The following is a 19,378-nucleotide window of genomic DNA, read 5'->3' as shown; positions in this document are numbered from 1 at the left end:
CATGACGTATCTGAAAATCTTCGCGACGTCGCTGGCCATTATCGCGATCGCCTGGTTCTCGGCGGCATTGATGCTCGCGCCCGCGCCAATTGCCGGCGAGTATTGGGTACGGGAAATGACGGTCGTGAAGCGGAGCATCGCGCAGCATTACAAGGGACAGCGAAAACTGATCGTAGCGGCCGGATCGAACGTGCTTTTCAGCGTGGACACGACGCAACTGAGCAAGGATCTCGGCATTCCGGTTTTGAATTACGGATTTCACGCGGGACTCGCGCTCGATGAAATCCTTGGCGAAGTGACGTCCGTCGCCGAGAACGACGACACCGTGATTCTCGCTTTGGAGCGCGAATACTATTGCGACGATGCCAACAAGGAGAATGCCACCTGGAGAGCGCGAAACGCCATCGCCTGGGATCACGACCGCTGGCGGACGTGGTCGGTATTCCGGCGGCTGGACGCAATTACATCGATGGGTCCTGGACTCATCTTCGAACTCGCGCAGGCTCGAATTCGCGAGACATGGTTTCCGAAATCCATCGAAGACAGGCTTCGCGCATTTCACGATCAGGAAATCGTGACGAGATTCATCGATGCGCCGCCGCCGACATCATTCGCCTATTCCGCGTATCACCTCGACGGCCTGGGCAACATGCAGCAGATCGATGGCTCGAATTACACGGGACGTCCGGAATCGGCGGAACAGGAAACGGAAATCTGTCCGGATAGCTTTCTCGTGCTGAAGCGATTCGTCCATGCGATGCACGACAAGGGCGTGTCGGTCTACTTCGCCAATACGCCCTATGTGCAGACGAGCACGACGCGCGCGGATCGGGTCGAAGAGGCATCGAAGCAATTCGCCAGCGCCATTTCTCCGCTCGGAACCGTGCTCGACGACCGGAACCAGCTTCTTTTCAACCGCAAACTGTTTCTGAACACCGACCTCCACATGAACACCGAAGGCAGGACATTGAGAACCGGATTGCTCGAAGACTCGATCAAAAGCCATCCCGCATTGAAGCAATGGCTCGACTTGCGATGAACGCGAAGTTGTCGCGAGCGGCTATCGGCAGGCCATAACTTCCTTCCATTTCGAACCAGGAGACAATGCGAAGCGGGGGTATCTGCGAATTTTGCGCGTTGCTGGCACGATTTCCGTCACGCTGCTAGATTACCGTGCAACAGAATCGTTGATCGAGAGACTACGATGCCTGACAAATCCGCTTCCCCGCGTTCGCCTCTTCCCGCGCTGATCCTCATCGCGGCCATCGTCGCCGTGCTGGTCGCGGCCTTCGCCTACACGGCGGGCTGGCTCACGCCGAATCGCCTCACACCGGCGAAGATCGTGGGCAGCCTCGCGCCACCGGGCGGCGCGGTGCCGGGCTTCAGACGCAATCATGCGAAGGGCATCTGCTTCAGCGGCGATTTCGAATCCAACGGCTCGGGCGCGGCAATCTCCAAAGCCAGGATGTTCATGCCGGGTACGTATCCCGTCACGGGGCGCTTCAATCTCGCGACGCCGGACCCGAAAGCATCGGATGCGATGGCGCGCGTGCGCGGCCTGAGCCTGCGCATCGTGATGCCCGACGGCAGCGAGTGGCGCTCCGCGATGATCGATGCGCCGTTCTTCCCCGTTGCGACACCGCAGGCCTTTTTCGACCTGCAACGCGCGCTCGCGAACAAGAGCGATCCCGAGTCGATGCAGAAGTTCGCCGCCGCGCACCCGGAGATCGCTGCGTTCGGCGCGTGGGCCGGCAGTGCGCCGTGGACGGCATCGTATGCGGACGAGCGTTACAACAGCCTCAACAGCTTCGTCTTCACGAACGCGGAGGGACAGGATCAGACGGTGCGCTGGTCCTTCGTTCCCGCCGCGAAGCCCGAGACGCTGACGCCGGACGAATTGAAGCAGAAGGGCGCGAATTTTCTCGATGCCGAGATCACGCAGCGCGTGCAAGGCGCGCCGCAACGCTGGGCGATGGTCGTCACCGTCGCGAATCCCGGCGATCCGACCGCGGACCCGAGCAAGGCGTGGCCGGAAGACCGGCATACGGTCGAAGTGGGCACGCTCGTCGTGAAAGCCATCGAACCGGAGCCGGACGGCCCTTGCCGCGATCTCAACTTCGATCCGACCGTGCTGCCCTCGGGCATGCGCGTATCGGACGATCCGTTTCCTGCCGCGCGCTCGGCTGCCTATTCCGTATCGTTCAATCGACGCACCGCCGAGGACAAGGCCTATCCGCACACGCCTTCGCAAGGAGCGCAGCAATGAACGCGATCAACGAGCGGTTCTCGCCGCTGCAACGCGCCCTGCACTGGATCATGGCGATCTGCATTCTGTCGATGCTGTTCATCGGCGTCGGCATGGTGTCGACGGTGAGGCCGGACTATCTGACGCTCGTGTCGATACACAAGCCGCTCGGCATCGCGATACTCGTGCTCGCGCTGATCCGTCTCGCCGTGCGAATCGCGCGCGGTGCGCCGCCGCTGCCCGCGAACATGCCCGAGCCGATGAAGCTCGCCGCGCATCTATCGCACTATGCGTTCTATGTGTTGATGATCGCGTTGCCATTGCTCGGCTATGGCATGTTGTCGGCGGCGGATTATCCGGTCGTGATAGGCGGCTATCGCCTGCCGTCACTTTTGCCGCATAGCAATTCGTTGCACACGCTGCTCTGGAACGCGCATCGGTTCCTCGCGTTGTGCTTCTTCGCGCTGATCGTCGTGCATCTCGCGGCGGCGCTGTTTCATGCGCTCGTGCGTCGCGATGGCGTCTTTCACGCGATGGCGCCGTGGAAATAGACGCGCACGTTCAGGGGCGCCGCTGCTGCACGACTTGGGCGAGCGCCCGCACGCCCGGCTCGATCAGCTCCGCGCGTATCGCTGAAAAACCCATGCGGAAGCATCGCTGACCATCGGCGGGATCGGCGAAGAACACGCTGCCCGGTTCGATGAGCACGCCGAGCGCTTGCGCGTCTTTCGCGAGACGCGTCGCGTCGAGCCACGGCGGACCTTCGACCCAGCACGAAGCGCCGCCCGTCACGTTCGATGCGCGCAATTCCGGCAGATGCGTGGCGAGCGCATCCATCAGCACTTCGGCGCGTTCCTTGTAGACGCGCCCGAGCTTGCGCAATAGCGTGTCGTGATGACCGAGCGCGAGAAAGGTCGCGAATGCGCGCTGGATGTACGCGGCCGGATGACGAATCATCAGACGGCGCAGCGCGCGCAGCTCGCGTATCAGCTCGCGCGGCGCGACGATATAACCGAGCCGCAGTCCTGGCGCGAGCGTCTTCGACAGCGAACCGATATAGACGACGCGCTCTGCCGTATCGAGGCTCTTCAACGCGGGATGCGGCGTGCCCGAGAACGTGTTCTCGCTCTCGTAGTCATCCTCCACGACGATGAAATCATGCTTCACCGACAGGTCGAGCAACTTGCGTCGCCGCTCGATGGGCATCGTGACGGTCGTCGGACATTGATGGCTCGGCGTGACATACACGTAATCGCAAGGCGCGATCACGCTTTCATCGTCGATGACGGCGCCGTCTTCGTCCACTTCGAGCGGCACGATTTGCGCGTTGTGATGCTGGAAGATGTTGCGCGCATCGGGATAGCCGGGGTTCTCCATGCCGACTTTCGTCTGCGTGCCGCACAACAACGCGCCGATGAGATAGAGCGCCTGCTGGCAGCCGTTCGTGACGACGATCTCTTCGGGCATCGCGAAGACACCGCGACGCGGCAGCACGCGCGTGCGTATTTGTTCGACGAGCGTTTCGTCGTCGCGTTCGATGAGATCGGGCGCCCAGTTGCGGATTTCCATCACCGACAAGCCGTGCATGCAGCTCTCGCGCCAGTCGCTCGTCGGGAAGAGTTCGGTGTCGAATTGCCCGTAAATAAAGGGATATTCGTAACTCTGCCAGTTCGACGGCTTGACGATATTGCGTTGATGCGACGGGGCGTGCCGGATGCGCGCGCTCCAGTCGGGATGACCTTGCTGCGTCTCGATGCTCGATGTTTCCGCGACGCCCGCTGCGGTGAAGCCGCGTTGCAACTCGTCGGTCGCAGGATTCACGAAATGGCCGCTGCGCTCGCGCGAGACGAGATAGCCTTCCTCGACGAGTTGCTGATACGCGAGCACGACGGTGTTGCGCGACACGTTGAGCTGATCGGCGAGTTCGCGGCTCGAAGGCAAGGCGGAATCGGGCGCGATATGACCGCTCAGAATCGCATTGACGATCATCTGGCGGATCTGGTTTTGCAGGCTCATCCCCGAGACCCGCGAGCGCTCGAAGAGCTGCGCCCAAAGCATCGCGGTAGGACGGATGGGCATGCATGTCTCCTTGTGGAACGTTTATTGGATGTGTCGATATTACGTGGGGCTTGCCTGTCGCGCCAGTTGAAAAATAGCCCGAAGGCAGACGAGCTGTTAGCCGCGAATCCGTTCGCGCGATGACGCTGAAGTAAAAAATGATCCCGGATAGCGGATGCGGCGCGACGATTGAATAGAATCGCCTGCGTTTTCTCACGGATGACGACTTCGTAAGTTGGTTCTATTGACGATATCGGCGGCGCGCTGGCGTGATCTCCAAGCCGAATCGAACAGTCACCCCATCGAGCTTTCCGATAAGTATGCCCAAGGTTCTTGTTCTAAGCGTGAGCGCGGGCGCCGGCCACGTTCGCGCAGCAGAGGCGCTGTGCGCTTATGCAAAGACTCATCCCGCAAGTGTCGAAGCCGTGCATCTCGATGTCATGGACTTCGTTCCCGCAAGTTTCAAGGCGCTTTACGCGGAGTTCTACATCAAACTGGTCGCTCGCCAGCCGGCCCTCTGGAGTTATCTCTATCAGAAGACGGACAACGCTTCGCCACGATCATTCGGCGAACGTCTTCGACGCGCGGTCGAGCGGCTCAACTGCCGCGCGCTGATAACGGAGATCGAGCGGCATCGCGCCGATGCGATCATTTGCACGCATTTCCTGCCTGCCGAGTTGCTTTCGCGTGAACGTCGTCTCGGCAACATTCATACGCCGGTGTGGGTGCAAGTCACGGACTTCGATCTTCATCGCATGTGGGTCGTGCCGGGCATGCAGGGATATTTCGCCGCAAACGACGAAGTCGCTTGGCGCATGACGAACCGCGGCGTTTCATCGGCATCGGTTCACATCGGCGGGATACCTGTCATGCCCGCCTTCAGCGAGCCTCTCGACCGCGCGGCGTGCGCGGCGCAATGCGGCCTGGACCCTGCGCGCATGACTCTGTTGATGATGTCCGGCGGCGAAGGTCTTGGCGCGCTCGACGCACTCGCCGAACGTCTGCTGAACATGGACGGCGATTTTCAGTTGATCGCTTTGGCGGGTCGCAACGAAGCGATGCGCGCCGCGTTGCGAAAACTGTGCGCGTTCCATCCAGCACGTTTGCACGTTTCCGGCTTCACGCCCAACGTCGAGCGCCTGATGGCGTGTTCCGATCTCGTCATCACGAAGCCTGGCGGGCTGACCACGTCCGAGTGCCTCGCAATGAAACTGCCGATGATCGTCACCTCGCCGATCCCGGGGCAGGAAGAGCGCAATGCGGATTACCTGCTCGAACACGGCGTCGCGCTGAAAGCCGTCGATGCAGTGGCGCTGGAGTATCGCGTTCGCGCGCTGCTCGACGATCCGGCCCGGCTCGATGCGATGCGCGAGCGAATCGCGCCGCTCTCGCGTCCGTATGCAGCACGTTTCGTTCTGGATACGGTGTGCGATGCGCTCGGCAATCCGGATACAAAGGTGGCGGCATGAACGCACGTGTCCTCGTGCCTGGCGGGCGCACGCTCGCGCTCGTCGGCTGGGTCGCGCTGCTAGGCTTCTTGTTCGCCAACGTCGAAATACAGATCGAAGGCAACGCAGGTTGGGCCGCGAGCTTGCCGACATGGCGCATCGAACATCACTGGTTGCTCGACATCTTCTGGGGCGGCAGACCGATGACGGGGTATCACGCGTGGGTCTTTCCATTCGTCGCGTTGTTCTTTCATCTGCCCGTGATCTTTTTCGGTCGATGGTCATGGCGCATCGAGGCGCGCATCGTCGCATGCGTCATGACGTTCTGGCTGATCGAAGACTTTCTCTGGTTCGTTCTCAATCCCGCGTTCGGCATCGATCGCTTCGATGCGCTTCATGTGCCCTGGCACAAGCACTGGATCGGGTTCGCACCCACCGATTACTGGACCATGAGCATTGCAGCGCTCGTGTTGTTTCATCTGTCGCGTGAGCCTGGCACGGGGCGGTCGTCGCATGAATAAAGTCTTCCGCATTTTGTTTTACGGCGCGGGCTTCATCGCTGCGGCATACGTCCTGCAGTCGAAGATGGCGGCAGCGCCCGCTCCGGCCACGTCTGCATCCATGACGGTCGAACGCCCGCTGAACTGGGCCGAACCGATCGTGTACGCAGGCGTCGACAATCTTCATCGCATCACGCCTTCGCTTTATCGGAGCGCGCAGATATCGGCGGCCGATATCGTGCAACTGCGCGCACTGGGTATCCGCAAGATCGTCAGCTTCCGTTCGTTTCATTCCGATGAGGATGTTCTCGAAGGCAGCGGCATCGCGCTGCAGCGCCTCCGTATCAACACATGGAACATCAAGGACGAGGACATGATCGCCGCGCTCAAGGCGCTGCGCGATGTCGACCGCGATGGTCCGATTCTCATTCACTGTCAGCATGGCGCGGATCGCACGGGGCTGGTATCGGCGCTGTATCGCGTGGTGTATCAAGGGTGGACCAGGCAACAGGCCGAAGATGAGTTGCTGCATGGCGGCTATGGATTTCATCCGGTGTGGGGAAACATCAGAAGCTATCTGCAGCACGTCGATGTCGAATGGTTGAGGCGGCAGGTTGGCGTTGCGGGGAGTCCCGCGTGATGCGCGCCTCCATGATTCGCATGGTGCTGATCTGCCTGCGACGTATCACCGTGCCTTTCGAACGCGCCGACGTCGCCGTGCTCTTCCGAAATGCGCTCCAAGATGACGGCACGCCAAAGCCCATTCTCGCGGCGCGGCTCGAGACCGCCTTGAAGTGTCATCGTGCGGGTCTTTGCTCGCTATTTCCACCTTCCACGAGCGCAGCTCGCGTTCGAGAGCCTTGGCGCAACGGTCTTGCCGGGTGCGTTTCCGCGTGAAGTCAGGGCGATGGACGCGTATTCGATTTGGCGCGAAGTGCCCGCATACGCCGTCTATTTTGCCCGGCTCTCGCTCGACGAGCACGCCGAGCCGGTGTCGTTCAGGCCGGTGAAGTTTTTGATGAGTCTCTTCTTCTGAGCTGCAAGTCAACTCGCGCCCCGCACCGAAAACGCCATCTCCCTTCTCTGCCGCAACCCGACCCACGCCGCCGACATCGCACTGACGATGCCCGCTGCGAGGCAGTATCCCGCGATCATCCACGGATCGCCGCCGTTGCGTTGCAAGAGCCACGTCGCGATGATCGGGCTGATGCCGCTCGCGAAGATCCCCGAGAACTGATACACGAACGAGATGCCCGAGTAGCGCACTTTCGCATCGAAGAGTTCGGAGAAGAGCGCGGCTTCCGGACCATAGATCGATGCATAAACCACGCCGAGCGGAATCACGACCGCGAGCCACGCGAGCATCGTATTGCCGCCGCTATTCTTCATGAGCCAGAAGCCGAGGAACGCGGAAAGCCCGGTCGCAAGCGATCCCCAGAAGTAAATGCGCGCACGCCCAACGCGATCCGACAGCCGTCCGAAGAACGGAATCGTGAAGATCATCACGAACGCGGCGACCATTACGCCGAGCAGCGCGTCCGTGCGTTGCAGATGCAGCGTGCCGGTGAGATAAGAAATCGAAAATACGCCGAACACGTTGAAGAACACGCCATCGATGAAGCGTGCGCCCATGCCCGCAAGCGTATTGCCGGGATACTTCGTGATGACATCGACGATCGGCATGCGCGCTTCGCTGCCCGTCTTCTGGATGCGCGCGAACTCCGGCGTTTCCATCACGTTCAGGCGGATATACATGCCGATGAGCACAAGCGCGAACGACAGGAAGAACGCGATACGCCAGCCCCACGCGAGGAACTGCGCGTCGGTCAGCATGAGCGAGAGCCCCGCGACGACGCCCGACGACAGACACAAGCCGAGCGCGAGCCCGATCTGCGGAATGCTCGCATAGAAGCCGCGCTTGTTCTCGGGTGCGTATTCGAACGCCATCAGCACGGCGCCGCCCCATTCGCCGCCGAGACCGATGCCTTGCAGCACGCGCAGAAACAGCAGCAGCGATGGCGCCCATATGCCGATCTGCGCATACGTCGGCACCATGCCGATCAACACCGTCGCGACGCCCATGATCGTCAGCGTCATCACGAGCATGCTCTTTCTGCCGACGCGATCGCCGAAGTGCCCGAAGATCACGCCGCCCAGCGGCCGGCTGAGAAAGCCGACGGCGAAGGTGCCGTAAGCGAGCATCGTCGAGATGAGCGGATCGCTGCCTGGAAAATAGAGCTTGTTGAAGACGATGCCGGCGACCACGCCGTATAGAAAGAAGTCGTACCACTCGATCGTCGCGCCGATCAGACTTGCGACGACGACCTTTCTCATCTGTTTGCCATCGGTTCGGGGCAGTGCGTTCATGGTTTGTCTCCGTGATGGGTTCGAGACTTGTGCTCAGTCTCTTTGGCCTGCATGGGCCATGGGCTTTTCCGCAACGACCTGGGTTACGTCTTCCACATGCGTGACGTGCTGATAGCGCTGGTCTTCGAGAATCATGTCGGCCGCCTTCTCCGCGATCATGATGACAGGCGCATTCGTGTTGCCCGATACGAGCTCCGGCATGATCGACGCATCGACCACACGCAGTCGTCCGATGCCGCGCACCTTCAGGCGCTCATCGACGACCGCGGATGCATCGTTGCCCATCTTGCAGGTGCCCGCCGGGTGATAGATCGACTGACTGAACTTGCGCGCGACGTCGAGCAGATCGGCATCGGTTCGATACTCCGAACCAGGAATGAACTCCGACACGATGTGCTTCGCGAGCGAAGGCGCCGCCGCGATGCGTCGCGCCACCTTGATGCCGCCGATCACGACGGGATGATCGCGTTCGTCGGAAAGATAATTCGCATGAATCGCGGGATATTGCAGCGGATCGTTCGAGCGAATCTCGACGCTGCCGCGGCTGTACGGCCGCAACTGACACACCGAAGACGTGAACGCCGAGAACGGATGCGCGCCTTGTCCGGGCTTGTCGGCGGAAAGTGGTTGCATGTGAAACTGGATGTCGGGACGCGCGACATCCGGCGACGAACGCGTGAAGATCGCGACCTGGCTCGCCGCGAGCGTCAGCGGCCCGGTGCGCGAGATAACGTATTGCAAGCCGATGAGCGCTTTCTTCAGCGGATTGTTGATCTCGTCGTTCAACGTCCGCTCGCGCGTCTTGAACACAAGCCGCACTTGCAGATGATCCTGCAGATTCCGGCCCACGCCCGGCAGTTCGTGCCTCACTTGCACGCCTGCGCCGTTCAACACGCTCGAAGGCCCGACGCCCGAGTTCTGCAGAATCTGCGGCGACCCGATCGCGCCAGCCGCGAGAATCACTTCGACACGCGCGCGTACTTTCTTCACGACGCCTTCATGCATGTACTCGATGCCGACCGCTTCCTTGCCGTTGAACAGCACCCTGCGCGTTTGCGCCCGCGTCTCGACGATAAGATTGCGCCGGTCGCGCACCGGCTTGAGAAAGCCCTTCGCGGTGCTCCAACGAAAGCCCTTGTAGGCCGTCTGCTGAAAATAGCCGACGCCTTCTTGCGTCGCGCCGTTGTAATCCTCGTTGAACGGGATGCCGATTTCCTGCGCCGCCGCGATGAAGTGATCGGCGATCGGACGGCGCAAGCGCAAATCCGATACTTTCAACGGCCCGCCCGCGCCGTGATATTCGCTCGCGCCGTGCTCCTGATCTTCCGATTTCCTGAAGTAGGGCAGCACGTCCTTGTAACTCCATCCCGCGTTGCCGAGTTCGGCCCAGCGATCGTAGTCCTCGCGCTGACCGCGCACATAGAGCAGCCCGTTGAGCGAACTGCAGCCGCCCAGCACCTTGCCGCGCGGCCAGTCGATGCTGCGTCCTGCGACGGCATCGTCCGGTTCCGTGCGATAGCACCAGTCGAGCTCGGGATCGTGCATGGTCTTGAAGTAGCCGACGGGGATATGAATCCACGGGCTCGCATCGGGCCCGCCCGCTTCGAGCAGCAGCACGGTGTTGGACGGATCGGCGCTCAGACGGTTGGCGAGCACGCAACCTGCCGAGCCCGCACCGACGATGACGTAATCGACTTCCTGCTGCATGACACCTGTCTCCTGAGGTCTTCTTTTGGAACGAATCGTTTCGCTTGCGTTTCGTTCAATGTGGAAGAAGCGGGCAAGGAAGCCAAGAGAAAAGCGCGGAAGCTCGCGAAAGTGAAACGGAAAGTGCGAATTCCGATTCAGAAGCGAAAGGGGATTGGGGTTGTCCCTGAGCCGCGATTTATTGATTCGCCATCCGAAGTAACGATGCTGCGGCGCGTCAGAAAGTGGCCGTGAGCTCGGCGGCGGCTTCCTGCAGGCGCGGCACGAACGTCAGCGCACGGGACAGCGCCATGCGCGAGACCGGCCCATGCACGGCGATGGCCGCGATGCACTTGCCGCGCGAGTCGAAAACCGGCACGGCGACGCAGGCGATGCCCAACACGAACTCTTCGTTATCGACGGCGATGCCCTTGTTCGCGATGCGATCCAGTTCCGCTTCGAGCAGGTTCGGATCGTCGAGCGTGTTGGGCGTGAAGCGTTCGAGCCGCATCGCGCGAACGAGCGCGCTGCGTTCGTCGCGCGGCATCATCGAAAGAAGCAGCTTGCCGCTCGCGCTGCAATGCGCGGGAACATGCGATCCGGGCTTGAGCTCCAGTCGCAGCGCCCACGGCGATTCGCAGCGGTCGAGATAAAGCACTTGCGTGTCGTGCAGCGTGCTCAGGTTGCACGTTTCGCCGAGATCGGCGACGAGACGCTCCAGAATCGCATGACGCTGGCGCCGCGCGCCGCTGTGCATCATCACGTCGACGCCGAGCCGTTCGAGGCGCGGGCCGATCACGTAAGCGTTCTTCTGGCCCGGCTCGCGCGCGACGAAGCCGCCCGCTTCGAGCGATTGCAACATGCGATGCAGCGATGCCTTCGGTTGCTCGATGATGTTCGCCAACTCCGCGAGCGACAGCGCGCCCTTCGCCGCGACCAGATGTTCGAGCACGCTGAATGCGCGCAGCGTAGGCGTTTCGTTGCGCGCGGCGCTTTCGGCGAGCGGCGCGCTATCCGTCGATTCAGGGTGAGCGAAGGCTTCCGTATCGGCTCGCGTGTCCATGTTGCGCGCTCACGCCGGGTGATGCCGCGCTGCCTGCGCCTGCACGCAAGTCACGGCGATTACGTGAAAGATATCGTCCGCGCTGCAGCCGCGCGACAGATCGTTGGCGGGCTTCGCAAGCCCTTGCAACAACGGGCCGATAGCCTTCGCACCGCCGATGCGCTCCGCGAGCTTGTAGCCGATGTTGCCCGCTTCCAGACTCGGGAAGATCAGCGTGTTGGCGTGTCCTTCGATCTGCGAGTGATGCACCTTGCGCATCGCGATTTCGGCGACGATCGCGGCGTCGAGCTGCACGTCGCCATCGATGGCGAGGCCGGGGCGCGCTTCCTTCACGCGCCGCGTCGCGTCGATGACCTTGTCGACGGCCGCATGATGCGCGCTGCCGCTCGTCGAAAACGACAGCATCGCGACGCGCGGGTCTTCCATCAGCAGACTGCCTGCGCTGTCGGCCGCGGCCATCGCGATTTCGGCGAGTTGCTCCGCATTCGGCTCGACGACGAGCGCGCAATCGGAAAAGACGAGGCCGCCTTTCATCGCATGAAAGGGCTCGCAGAGCATCATCAGAAAGAAGCTGGAAACGAGCTTGAATGAAGGCCGAACGCCGATGATCTGAATCGCGTTACGCACGACATCCGCCGTCGTGTTGACCGCGCCGGAGACCGATCCGTCGGCCTCGCCCATACGCACCATGAGGTTCGCGAAGCACAGCGGATCGCGCACGGCGGCGCGCGCCTGATCGGGCGTCATGCCCTTTTTCTCGCGCAACGCGAAAAGCTCTTCCGCAAAGCGTTCGCCAAGCGATGATTGAGAAGGATCGATCACCTCGATGCCTTCGAGATCGATGCCCGCGCCATCCGCGACCTGATACGCGCGCGCTTTCGCACCCGCGAGCACGATGCGCGCGATACCTTCCCTGTGCGCGCGTTGCGCCGCCTGAAGGACGCGCGTGTCTTCGGCTTCGGAGAGGACGACGCGCATCGGCAGGTCGCGAGCCTGATCGATGATGCGATGCATGGCTTTCATGGCGGGCTCTCGATGGTCGGTCGGAAAACGCCGCTGCGCGGGCGCGCAGCGGCGTGAGGCAGGACTTAGACGTAGTCCTTGTACTTGTCCAGCATGCGTACCGGCTTCGAGAGCGCATCGCGGCGGAACGGATCGCCGAGCTCACGCGTGCACATGATTTCGATGATCGTCGTCTTGCCATGATTCATCTGCAGATCGATGGCCTTCTTCAGCGCCGGGCCCACATCCTCCAGCTTGTCGACGACGATGCCTTCCGCGCCCATCGCCTTCGCGATCTCGGCGAAGCTTTGATTGTCGAGCTCGCCCGCGACGAAGCGGCGGTTATAGAAGTCCACCTGATTCTTCTTCTCCGCGCCCCATTGACGGTTATGGAAGACGACGGCCGTCACCGGAATGTTGTGGCGCACGCATGTCATGGTCTCCATCAGGCTCATGCCCCACGCGCCATCGCCCGCATACGACACGGCCGGACGATGCGGCGCCGCGACCTTCGCGCCGATGATCGTCGGGAACGCATAGCCGCAATTACCCCAGCTCATCGCCGCGAAGAAGCTGCGCGGTTTGTTGAAGCGCAGATAGCTGTTCGCGACCGAGTTGATGTTGCCGATGTCCGTCGAGACCATCACGTCTTCCGGCATCGCCTTTTCGAGTTCGCGCAACACCTGACGCGGATGCAGATATTGGCCGCCGCTGAAGGGCTTCTCGCCCTTTTGCTCTTCGATCATGTCGAGGCTGTACGGATCGCGCTCGTGCGTCCACTCGTCGAGCTCCTTCTCCCACGCGGCTTTTTCAGAAGCGATGGTTTTCGCGCGGGCATCCTTCGTCGCATCGCAATCGAGCTTGCGGTCCGCGAGACGTTGCGTGAGCGCGATGGCAGTCGCCTTCGCATCGCCGCAAATGCCGACGGAAATCTTCTTCACGAGGCCGAGCATCTTGTGATCCGCATCGATCTGGATGACCTTCGCTTCCTTCGGCCAGTAGTCGAGACCGTGCTGCGGCAGCGTGCCGAACGGTCCGAGGCGCGAACCGAGCGCGATGACGACATCGGCCTGACTGAGCAGCTTCATCGCCGCCTTCGAGCCTTGATAACCGAGCGGGCCGCACCACAACGGATGATTCGCCGGGAACGAGTCGTTATGCAGATAGCTGTTGACGACCGGCGCGCCCAGACGTTCGGCGAGCGCCTTGCACTCTTCGATGGCATCGGACATCACCACGCCGCCGCCCGAGATGATGACGGGGAATTTCGCTTGCGCGAGCAGATCGGCCGCTTCGTTCAGGCTCTGGTCGCCACCGGGGCCGCGATCGAGACGCTGCGGCTTCGGAATCTCGACCTTCACCTGGCCGTAAAAATAGTCGCGCGGAATATTGAGCTGCGTCGGTCCCATTTCGGACATCGCGCGATCGAAGCAGCGCGCGGTGAATTCGGCCATCCGCGCCGGATGCGTGACGTGGCCCTGATACTTCGTGAATTCCTGGAACATCGGCAGTTGCTTCGCTTCCTGGAAACCGCCGAGGCCGATGCCCATCGTGCCGGCTTCCGGCGTGACGATCACGACCGGGCTGTGCGCCCAGTACGCCGCAGCGATGGCCGTCACCGCATTGCTGATGCCCGGACCATTCTGACCGATGACGACGCCGTGACGACCGGACACGCGCGAATAGCCGTCGGCCATATGACCCGCGCCCTGCTCGTGCACGACCGGAATGAGACGGATGCCGGCGGGCGCGAAGATGTCCATCGCGTCCATGAATGCCGAACCCATGATGCCGAACATCTCGGTCACGCCATTGGCGGCGAGCGTTTCGACGAATGCTTCGGACGGGGTCATCGCCTGCGGACCGCTGGGCGCCGCGCCGGTGGCGGCGAGGGTGGTCTTGGACGGACGTGCTTGGTCGTGCTCGCTCATGAATGTCTCCGGGTGAAATAAAACGGAACGTTCGGTTCCGGAATTCGTATCGTGAAGACATCGTAGGACAGGCCGATTCCGCGGTCAACCTGTTTTTCGAATAAATGGAATGATTCGTCTCTAAAAAAATCGGAATGACGTCGTTCAAAAGAAGGGCGAATCGCCGCCGATGCCCGTGCGGCGGGCTTCGGCGGGAAGTTCGGCGGGAAGTTCGGCGAAAAGCGGAGTCAGCGTGCGGCGGGGCGTTGACGCGTCATGAGCGTCAGTCCGTCGGACGTATCGATGAGCGTTGCGAGTTTCACGGCGGTTTCGCGCAACTGCGGAACCGCCTGCAGCAGATCGTTCAGATTCGCGCGCGCGGTCGGCGCATGCGCGGCGAGGCACGCGAGCGCGCGCCCGGTGGAGGCGTCGGTGATGGGCACCGCGACCGCGACCATGCCGAGCACGAACTCCTCGTTATCGATGCCGATCCCGCGCGCCGCGAGCCGGTCGAGCTCGGCTTCGAGCAACGACCGGTCAGTCAGCGTGCGATGCGTCTTCTTGGTGAGCGTGAGGCGTCCTAGAATCTGGCGGCGCTCGGCCAGCGGCATCTGCGAAAGAAACAGCTTGCCGCTCGCCGTGCAATGCAGCGGCACGCGCATGCCGGCCTGCATGTGCAAGCGCAGCGGCTCGGCCGTTTCGACGCGCTCGATGTAAAGGACGGTATCGCCGTCGAGCGCGGTGAGATTGCAGCTTTCGCCGATCACGTCGACGAGCGAGCGCAGGATCGACCGGCATGCGCGCGTGAACGAATTGTTGGCGAGCGTGGCGAGTGCAAGCTGGGCGGCGCGCGGCCCGAGCGCGATGCCGCGATCGGTGCCGCGCGAGTCGGGCATGTGCGTGACATAGCCCTGCGCTTCGAGCGAATCGATCAGCCGGAGCAATGTCGCCTTGGGAATGCGTACGCGCGCCGCCAGTTGCGACAGCGTGTAGGCGTGGCCGGCGGCCGCCAGTTGTTCGAGCACGGCAAGCGGGCGAAGCGTCCGTGCTTCATCGCCGGCGTGTTCGGAAGGATCGAGATGTGTGACGTCGCGCATGAATCGGAAACGGAACGGTTGGTTTCGGATTACGACTACTTTACGCCGGGAAGCGGCGGCGACGCCACGATTTTCAGAACGTCCGGTTGCGTTTTTTATACGGCTGATCGGGAACGGGCCTTCAGAATGTCTTGCCCAACTCCACCGCGGCTTCCTTCAGACGCGGCACCATTTCCAGCGCGCGCGAGAGCGGCGTGCGCGACACAGGCGCGTGAACGGCGATCGCCGCGATACATGTGCCGTGCGCGTCGGCGATGGGCGCGGCCGCGCACACGATGCCCTGCACGAACTCCTCGTTGTCGATCGCCACGCCCTTCTTCGCGATGCGGTCCAATTCCGCTTCCAGCATTTCCGTGTCGGTGATCGTGTTTGCGGTGTAGCGCTCGAGTTTCATCGCGCGCACGAGCGCATTGCGTTCCTCGCGCGGTTGCAGCGCGAGTAGCAGCTTGCCGCTCGCGCTGCACCAGACGGGTACATGCGAGCCGGGCTTGAGGTCGAGCCTGAGCGGCCACGGCGCTTCCACGCGATCCAGATACAGCACTTCGTTTTCATGCAGCATCGTCAGATTGCAGGTCTCGCCGAGATCGGAGACGAGCCGGGTGAGGATCGCATGACGCAAACGCCGTGCGCCCGCGTGCGTCATCACGTTGAGACCGAGTTGCGCGAGACGCGGGCCGACGACATACGCGTTTCGGTCGCCGGGCTCGCGAATCACGAGTCCGCCCGCTTCGAGCGACGCGAGCATGCGATGCAGCGAAGGCTTCGGCATACCCATGTCGTCGGCCATGTCCGTCAGCGACACGGGGTTGCCCGCCTGGACCAGATATTCCAGCAGCGCGAAGGCGCGCAGCGTGGGCGTGTCGGGCTTGTCCATCGGCATGATTTCCATATCAATTTGTCGACATTATTTTAAATGAGGTGCCGATCGCCGCCTCATACGCCGTTTGGATAAAAATAAACGAAATGAATTGTTCCGAAAAAGAATAGTTGCTATGCTGAAGTCTCTGCTACGGGAGACGAAGCCTCATGATGCGCGACACATGGATGGACGAGCCGGATCGGAAGGTGTCCGTGCGCTCGCTTTTCGGAATCGACACCGATCTGGACGTTCCTGCGTTCAGCACGCGCGATCCGCACGTTCCGGAAATCGACGAGGCGTACCGCTTCAATCCCGAGGTCACGCTGGCGATTCTCGCCGGCTTTGCATTCAACCGGCGCGTGATGGTGCAGGGGCTGCACGGCACCGGCAAGTCGACTCACATCGAACAGGTGGCGGCACGGCTCAACTGGCCTTGCATGCGCGTCAATCTCGATGGCCACGTGAGCCGCCTCGATCTCGTCGGCAAGGACGCGATCGTGGTGCGCGACGACGTGCAGATCACCGAGTTTCAGGAAGGCATCGTGCCTTGGGCGCTGCAACGGCCGGTTGCGCTCGTGTTCGACGAATACGACGCCGGCCGTCCCGACGTGATGTTCGTGATTCAACGAATTCTGGAACGCGACGGCAGTTTTACGCTGCTCGACCAGAACCGCGTGATCCAGCCGCATCGTTTTTTTCGGCTGTTCGCGACGACCAACACGATCGGCCTCGGAAACCTGAACGGCATGTATCACGGCACGCAGATGTTGAATCACGCGCAGATCGATCGCTGGAACGTCGTCGCGACGCTCAACTATCTGTCGCGCGAGGAAGAGGCCCGCATCGTGCTCGCGCGCGTGCCGCAGCTCGATGACGACGCGGGCCGCGCGCTCGTCGATTCGATGGTGAGCATGGCGGGCCTCACGCGGCGCGGCTTCGCGGCGGGTGATCTTTCGACGCTGATGTCGCCGCGCACCGTCATTAGCTGGGCGGAAAACCGCGAAGTTTTCCGCGATACGAAGCTCGCGCTGCGTCTCACTTTCCTGAACAAATGCGATGAAGCGGAACGGCCGATCGTCGCGGAATATTTTCAGCGCGCGTTCGGCGAGGAACTCGATACGCCATCGCAGTGGCACGACGAGTCGGCGCGATGAACGACTCGCGCGAACGCGCGCGACGCGATGCGCTGTGCGCGGCCACCGTGCGAGCCCTGACCGGCGACGACGCATTGCATTACCGCGGTGGCAAGTTGTATCGGCATCTGCGGCCGGTGCCGTTGCGTGCGCCACATTTGCGCGGCGAGCACAGAGAGGAAGATGACGCCGATTCGACGCGCGGCGCGGCCGATGCGTCCGCGTTGCGCATCGCGCATTCGGATGCCGCGCTGCATCGCGAACTCGCTCCCGGTGAACCCGTCGCGCGCATGGTCTTCGACATGCTCGAACAGTTGCGCTGCGAAACGCGCGTGCCTTCCGGCATGGAAGGCGTGAAGCGCAATGTGCGGCATCGCTTCGATGCGTGGTCGCTCGCGTGCTACGAATCGGGCTTGCTCGACAGCGAAATCGGCTTGTTGATTTACACGGCCGCGCAAATGGCGCAGTCGCGTCTTTCGGGCCGCGCCGTGCTCGAAGAAACCGAAGGGCTCATCGAAGCGACCCGTGCGGCGCTCGCGCCATCGCTCGGCAATGCGCTTGCGGGCATGCGCCGCCATCGTCACGACCAGCGCGCGTATGCGGTCCATGCGCTGGAAATCGCGCGAACGATAGGCGAAATGGTGCAGGAAGTGCGGCACACGTTCGTCGAGAGCGATTCATCCGACGACGAAGAAGAAGATGCCGCGCGCACCATGCTCGGCACCTGGTTCGATACCGACGACGAACATGGCGAACTCGAACGGCTGGCGCTCGCTGCGAGTGGCGACAGCAGCGCGCGCGAGGCGACGGGCGAGGCGTATCGCATCTTCACCACGCGTTACGACAAGACCGTTCGCCCATCGACGCTGATCCGGGCCGCGTTGTTGCGCGAATATCGCGAGCGGCTGGACGCTCTGATTGCCGCGCGGCATATCAACGTGCCGCGTCTCGCGCGCATGTTGCAGGCGTCCATCACCGTGCCGCGTCGCGATGGCTGGTCGTTCGGCGAGGAAGACGGGCGCATCGACGGCCGGCGGCTCGCGCAAGTGGTGGCATCGCCGGATGAGCGGCGTGTCTTCAGACGCGAGCGCGAACGTCCGCACGCGGACTGTGCGGTGGGCTTTCTCATCGACTGCTCGGGCTCGATGAAGGCGAGCATCGAGCCGGTCACGGTGATGATCGACGTGCTCGTGCGAGCGCTTGGCATGGCGGGCGTCACGACGGAAGTGCTCGGCTTCACGACCGGCGCATGGAATGGCGGGCGCGCGAAGCTCGACTGGCTCGCGAAGGGCCGGCCGAAGTATCCGGGCCGGCTCAACGAAGCCTGCAACATGATTTTCAAGGAAGGGGATGCAGGCTGGCGTGCCGGGCGACGCGATATCGCGGCGCTATTCAAGGCCGATCTGTTCCGCGAAGGTATCGACGGCGAAGCGGTGGATTGGGCATGCTCGCGGCTCATCGCGCGTGACGAAGCGCGCCGCATCCTCGTTGTCATCTCCGATGGAAGCCCGATGGACAGCGTGACCGCGCAAGCCAACGATCCGAACTATCTCGATCAGCACTTGAGAGAGGTCGTCGAGAAGCACGAAGCATCGCGCGCTGTGGAAGTGCTCGGCCTTGGCGTCGGCCTCGATTTGAGCACGTACTATCGGCATCACTTCGCAGTGGATCTGAGCGTTGCGCCGGACATGACGCTATTCGCGAAGCTCGCCGCATGGCTCGGTGCGCGGCGCAGAGGCACGACTTAACGCGCGATGTATGTCGTCGGTTTCGAACAGGCCGATGAAGACGATGGCGGTTTCGTCGACATCGCGGCATGGCATGACTTGCCAGCGCTTGCCGACGACGTGAATCTCGGCACACGTTCCATCACGAGCCGCGCGATGCTCTTCGCGCGCAAGAGGCGATCGCCGATCGACGCGCACGTGGCCTTGGGCAAGCGGCGATCGAAACGCTCATCGGAGCGAAAGGCAATGCTGCGCAGATCGGCGGGAAGATGACTCGAAGGCA

17 protein-coding genes are annotated in these 19,378 nt (G+C 62.2%); 9 read left to right on the top strand and 8 right to left on the bottom strand.

Going from position 1 to position 19,378, the window contains the following annotated elements; all coding sequences use genetic code 11:
- Position 1: 1 nt before the first annotated feature.
- The 3 genes from NCS00_RS28575 to NCS00_RS28565 all read left to right on the top strand — a co-directional run bounded on the left by NCS00_RS28575 (position 2) and on the right by NCS00_RS28565 (position 2,796).
- Entirely contained in the window at positions 2 to 1,039 is a 1,038-nt protein-coding gene (locus NCS00_RS28575; RefSeq protein WP_175980318.1) for a hypothetical protein, read from the top strand.
- Between the two features lie 165 nt (positions 1,040 to 1,204).
- Positions 1,205 to 2,266 carry a catalase family peroxidase gene (locus NCS00_RS28570; protein WP_008346074.1) on the top strand — a complete coding sequence of 354 codons (1,062 nt, stop codon included), beginning with the start codon at positions 1,205 to 1,207 and terminating at the stop codon, positions 2,264 to 2,266.
- Positions 2,263 to 2,796, top strand: a complete 534-nt coding sequence (locus tag NCS00_RS28565) for a cytochrome b (protein ID WP_250441609.1) — start codon at positions 2,263 to 2,265, stop codon at positions 2,794 to 2,796. The genes NCS00_RS28570 and NCS00_RS28565 overlap by 4 nt, the downstream gene beginning before the upstream one ends.
- A 10-nt stretch (positions 2,797 to 2,806) precedes the next feature.
- Here the strand turns inward: NCS00_RS28565 and pdxR are convergent, their stop codons facing one another.
- Entirely contained in the window at positions 2,807 to 4,324 is a 1,518-nt protein-coding gene (gene pdxR, locus NCS00_RS28560; protein ID WP_250441608.1) for a MocR-like pyridoxine biosynthesis transcription factor PdxR, read from the bottom strand.
- 299 nt (positions 4,325 to 4,623) lie between these two features.
- Here pdxR and NCS00_RS28555 point away from each other — a divergent pair, with 299 nt between their 5' ends.
- From NCS00_RS28555 to NCS00_RS28540, 4 genes are all read left to right on the top strand, one after another.
- Positions 4,624 to 5,772: an MGDG synthase family glycosyltransferase gene (locus tag NCS00_RS28555; RefSeq protein WP_250441607.1), complete on the top strand. Its 1,149-nt coding sequence runs from the start codon at positions 4,624 to 4,626 to the stop codon at positions 5,770 to 5,772.
- Entirely contained in the window at positions 5,769 to 6,272 is a 504-nt protein-coding gene (locus tag NCS00_RS28550; protein ID WP_250441606.1) for a hypothetical protein, read from the top strand. The genes NCS00_RS28555 and NCS00_RS28550 overlap by 4 nt, the downstream gene beginning before the upstream one ends.
- Positions 6,265 to 6,891: a dual specificity protein phosphatase family protein gene (locus tag NCS00_RS28545; protein ID WP_250441605.1), complete on the top strand. Its 627-nt coding sequence runs from the start codon at positions 6,265 to 6,267 to the stop codon at positions 6,889 to 6,891. Before NCS00_RS28550 ends, NCS00_RS28545 begins: the two co-directional genes overlap by 8 nt.
- A gap of 162 nt (positions 6,892 to 7,053) precedes the next feature.
- Positions 7,054 to 7,287: an ElyC/SanA/YdcF family protein gene (locus tag NCS00_RS28540; RefSeq protein WP_175980324.1), complete on the top strand. Its 234-nt coding sequence runs from the start codon at positions 7,054 to 7,056 to the stop codon at positions 7,285 to 7,287.
- Between the two features lie 8 nt (positions 7,288 to 7,295).
- Here NCS00_RS28540 and NCS00_RS28535 read toward each other — a convergent pair whose 3' ends face one another.
- The 7 genes from NCS00_RS28535 to NCS00_RS28505 form a co-directional block, all read right to left on the bottom strand.
- Positions 7,296 to 8,609 carry an MFS transporter gene (locus tag NCS00_RS28535; RefSeq protein WP_372492603.1) on the bottom strand — a complete coding sequence of 438 codons (1,314 nt, stop codon included), beginning with the start codon at positions 8,607 to 8,609 and terminating at the stop codon, positions 7,296 to 7,298.
- A 42-nt stretch (positions 8,610 to 8,651) separates the two neighbouring features.
- Positions 8,652 to 10,325 (bottom strand): GMC family oxidoreductase, encoded by a 1,674-nt coding sequence (locus NCS00_RS28530; protein WP_250441604.1) that lies wholly within the window; start codon positions 10,323 to 10,325, stop codon positions 8,652 to 8,654.
- A 217-nt stretch (positions 10,326 to 10,542) separates the two neighbouring features.
- Positions 10,543 to 11,367, bottom strand: coding sequence for an IclR family transcriptional regulator (locus tag NCS00_RS28525; protein ID WP_250441603.1), 825 nt, complete (start codon positions 11,365 to 11,367; stop codon positions 10,543 to 10,545).
- Between the two features lie 9 nt (positions 11,368 to 11,376).
- Positions 11,377 to 12,390, bottom strand: a complete 1,014-nt coding sequence (gene pta, locus NCS00_RS28520; RefSeq protein ID WP_250441602.1) for a phosphate acetyltransferase — start codon at positions 12,388 to 12,390, stop codon at positions 11,377 to 11,379.
- A gap of 65 nt (positions 12,391 to 12,455) precedes the next feature.
- A complete protein-coding gene (gene xsc, locus NCS00_RS28515; protein ID WP_051078970.1) occupies positions 12,456 to 14,222 on the bottom strand; it encodes a sulfoacetaldehyde acetyltransferase in 1,767 nt (588 codons plus the stop codon).
- A 305-nt stretch (positions 14,223 to 14,527) separates the two neighbouring features.
- Positions 14,528 to 15,376: an IclR family transcriptional regulator gene (locus NCS00_RS28510; protein WP_008346055.1), complete on the bottom strand. Its 849-nt coding sequence runs from the start codon at positions 15,374 to 15,376 to the stop codon at positions 14,528 to 14,530.
- Positions 15,377 to 15,497: 121 nt separating this feature from the next.
- Positions 15,498 to 16,250, bottom strand: a complete 753-nt coding sequence (locus tag NCS00_RS28505; protein WP_008346053.1) for an IclR family transcriptional regulator — start codon at positions 16,248 to 16,250, stop codon at positions 15,498 to 15,500.
- A gap of 152 nt (positions 16,251 to 16,402) precedes the next feature.
- Here NCS00_RS28505 and NCS00_RS28500 point away from each other — a divergent pair, with 152 nt between their 5' ends.
- Together NCS00_RS28500 and NCS00_RS28495 are read left to right on the top strand one after the other, a co-directional pair.
- On the top strand, positions 16,403 to 17,389 hold the full coding sequence (locus tag NCS00_RS28500; RefSeq protein ID WP_008346051.1) for an AAA family ATPase: 987 nt from the start codon (positions 16,403 to 16,405) through the stop codon (positions 17,387 to 17,389).
- Positions 17,386 to 19,116: a cobaltochelatase CobT-related protein gene (locus tag NCS00_RS28495; RefSeq protein WP_250441601.1), complete on the top strand. Its 1,731-nt coding sequence runs from the start codon at positions 17,386 to 17,388 to the stop codon at positions 19,114 to 19,116. Before NCS00_RS28500 ends, NCS00_RS28495 begins: the two co-directional genes overlap by 4 nt.
- The last annotated feature ends 262 nt before the right edge of the window (positions 19,117 to 19,378 follow it).

This window comes from Caballeronia sp. AZ1_KS37 (genome assembly GCF_023631165.1).
GTDB lineage: Bacteria > Pseudomonadota > Gammaproteobacteria > Burkholderiales > Burkholderiaceae > Caballeronia > Caballeronia zhejiangensis.
The sequence above is the reverse complement of the archived record's forward strand: the minus strand, read 5'-3'. Positions and strand labels throughout refer to the sequence as shown.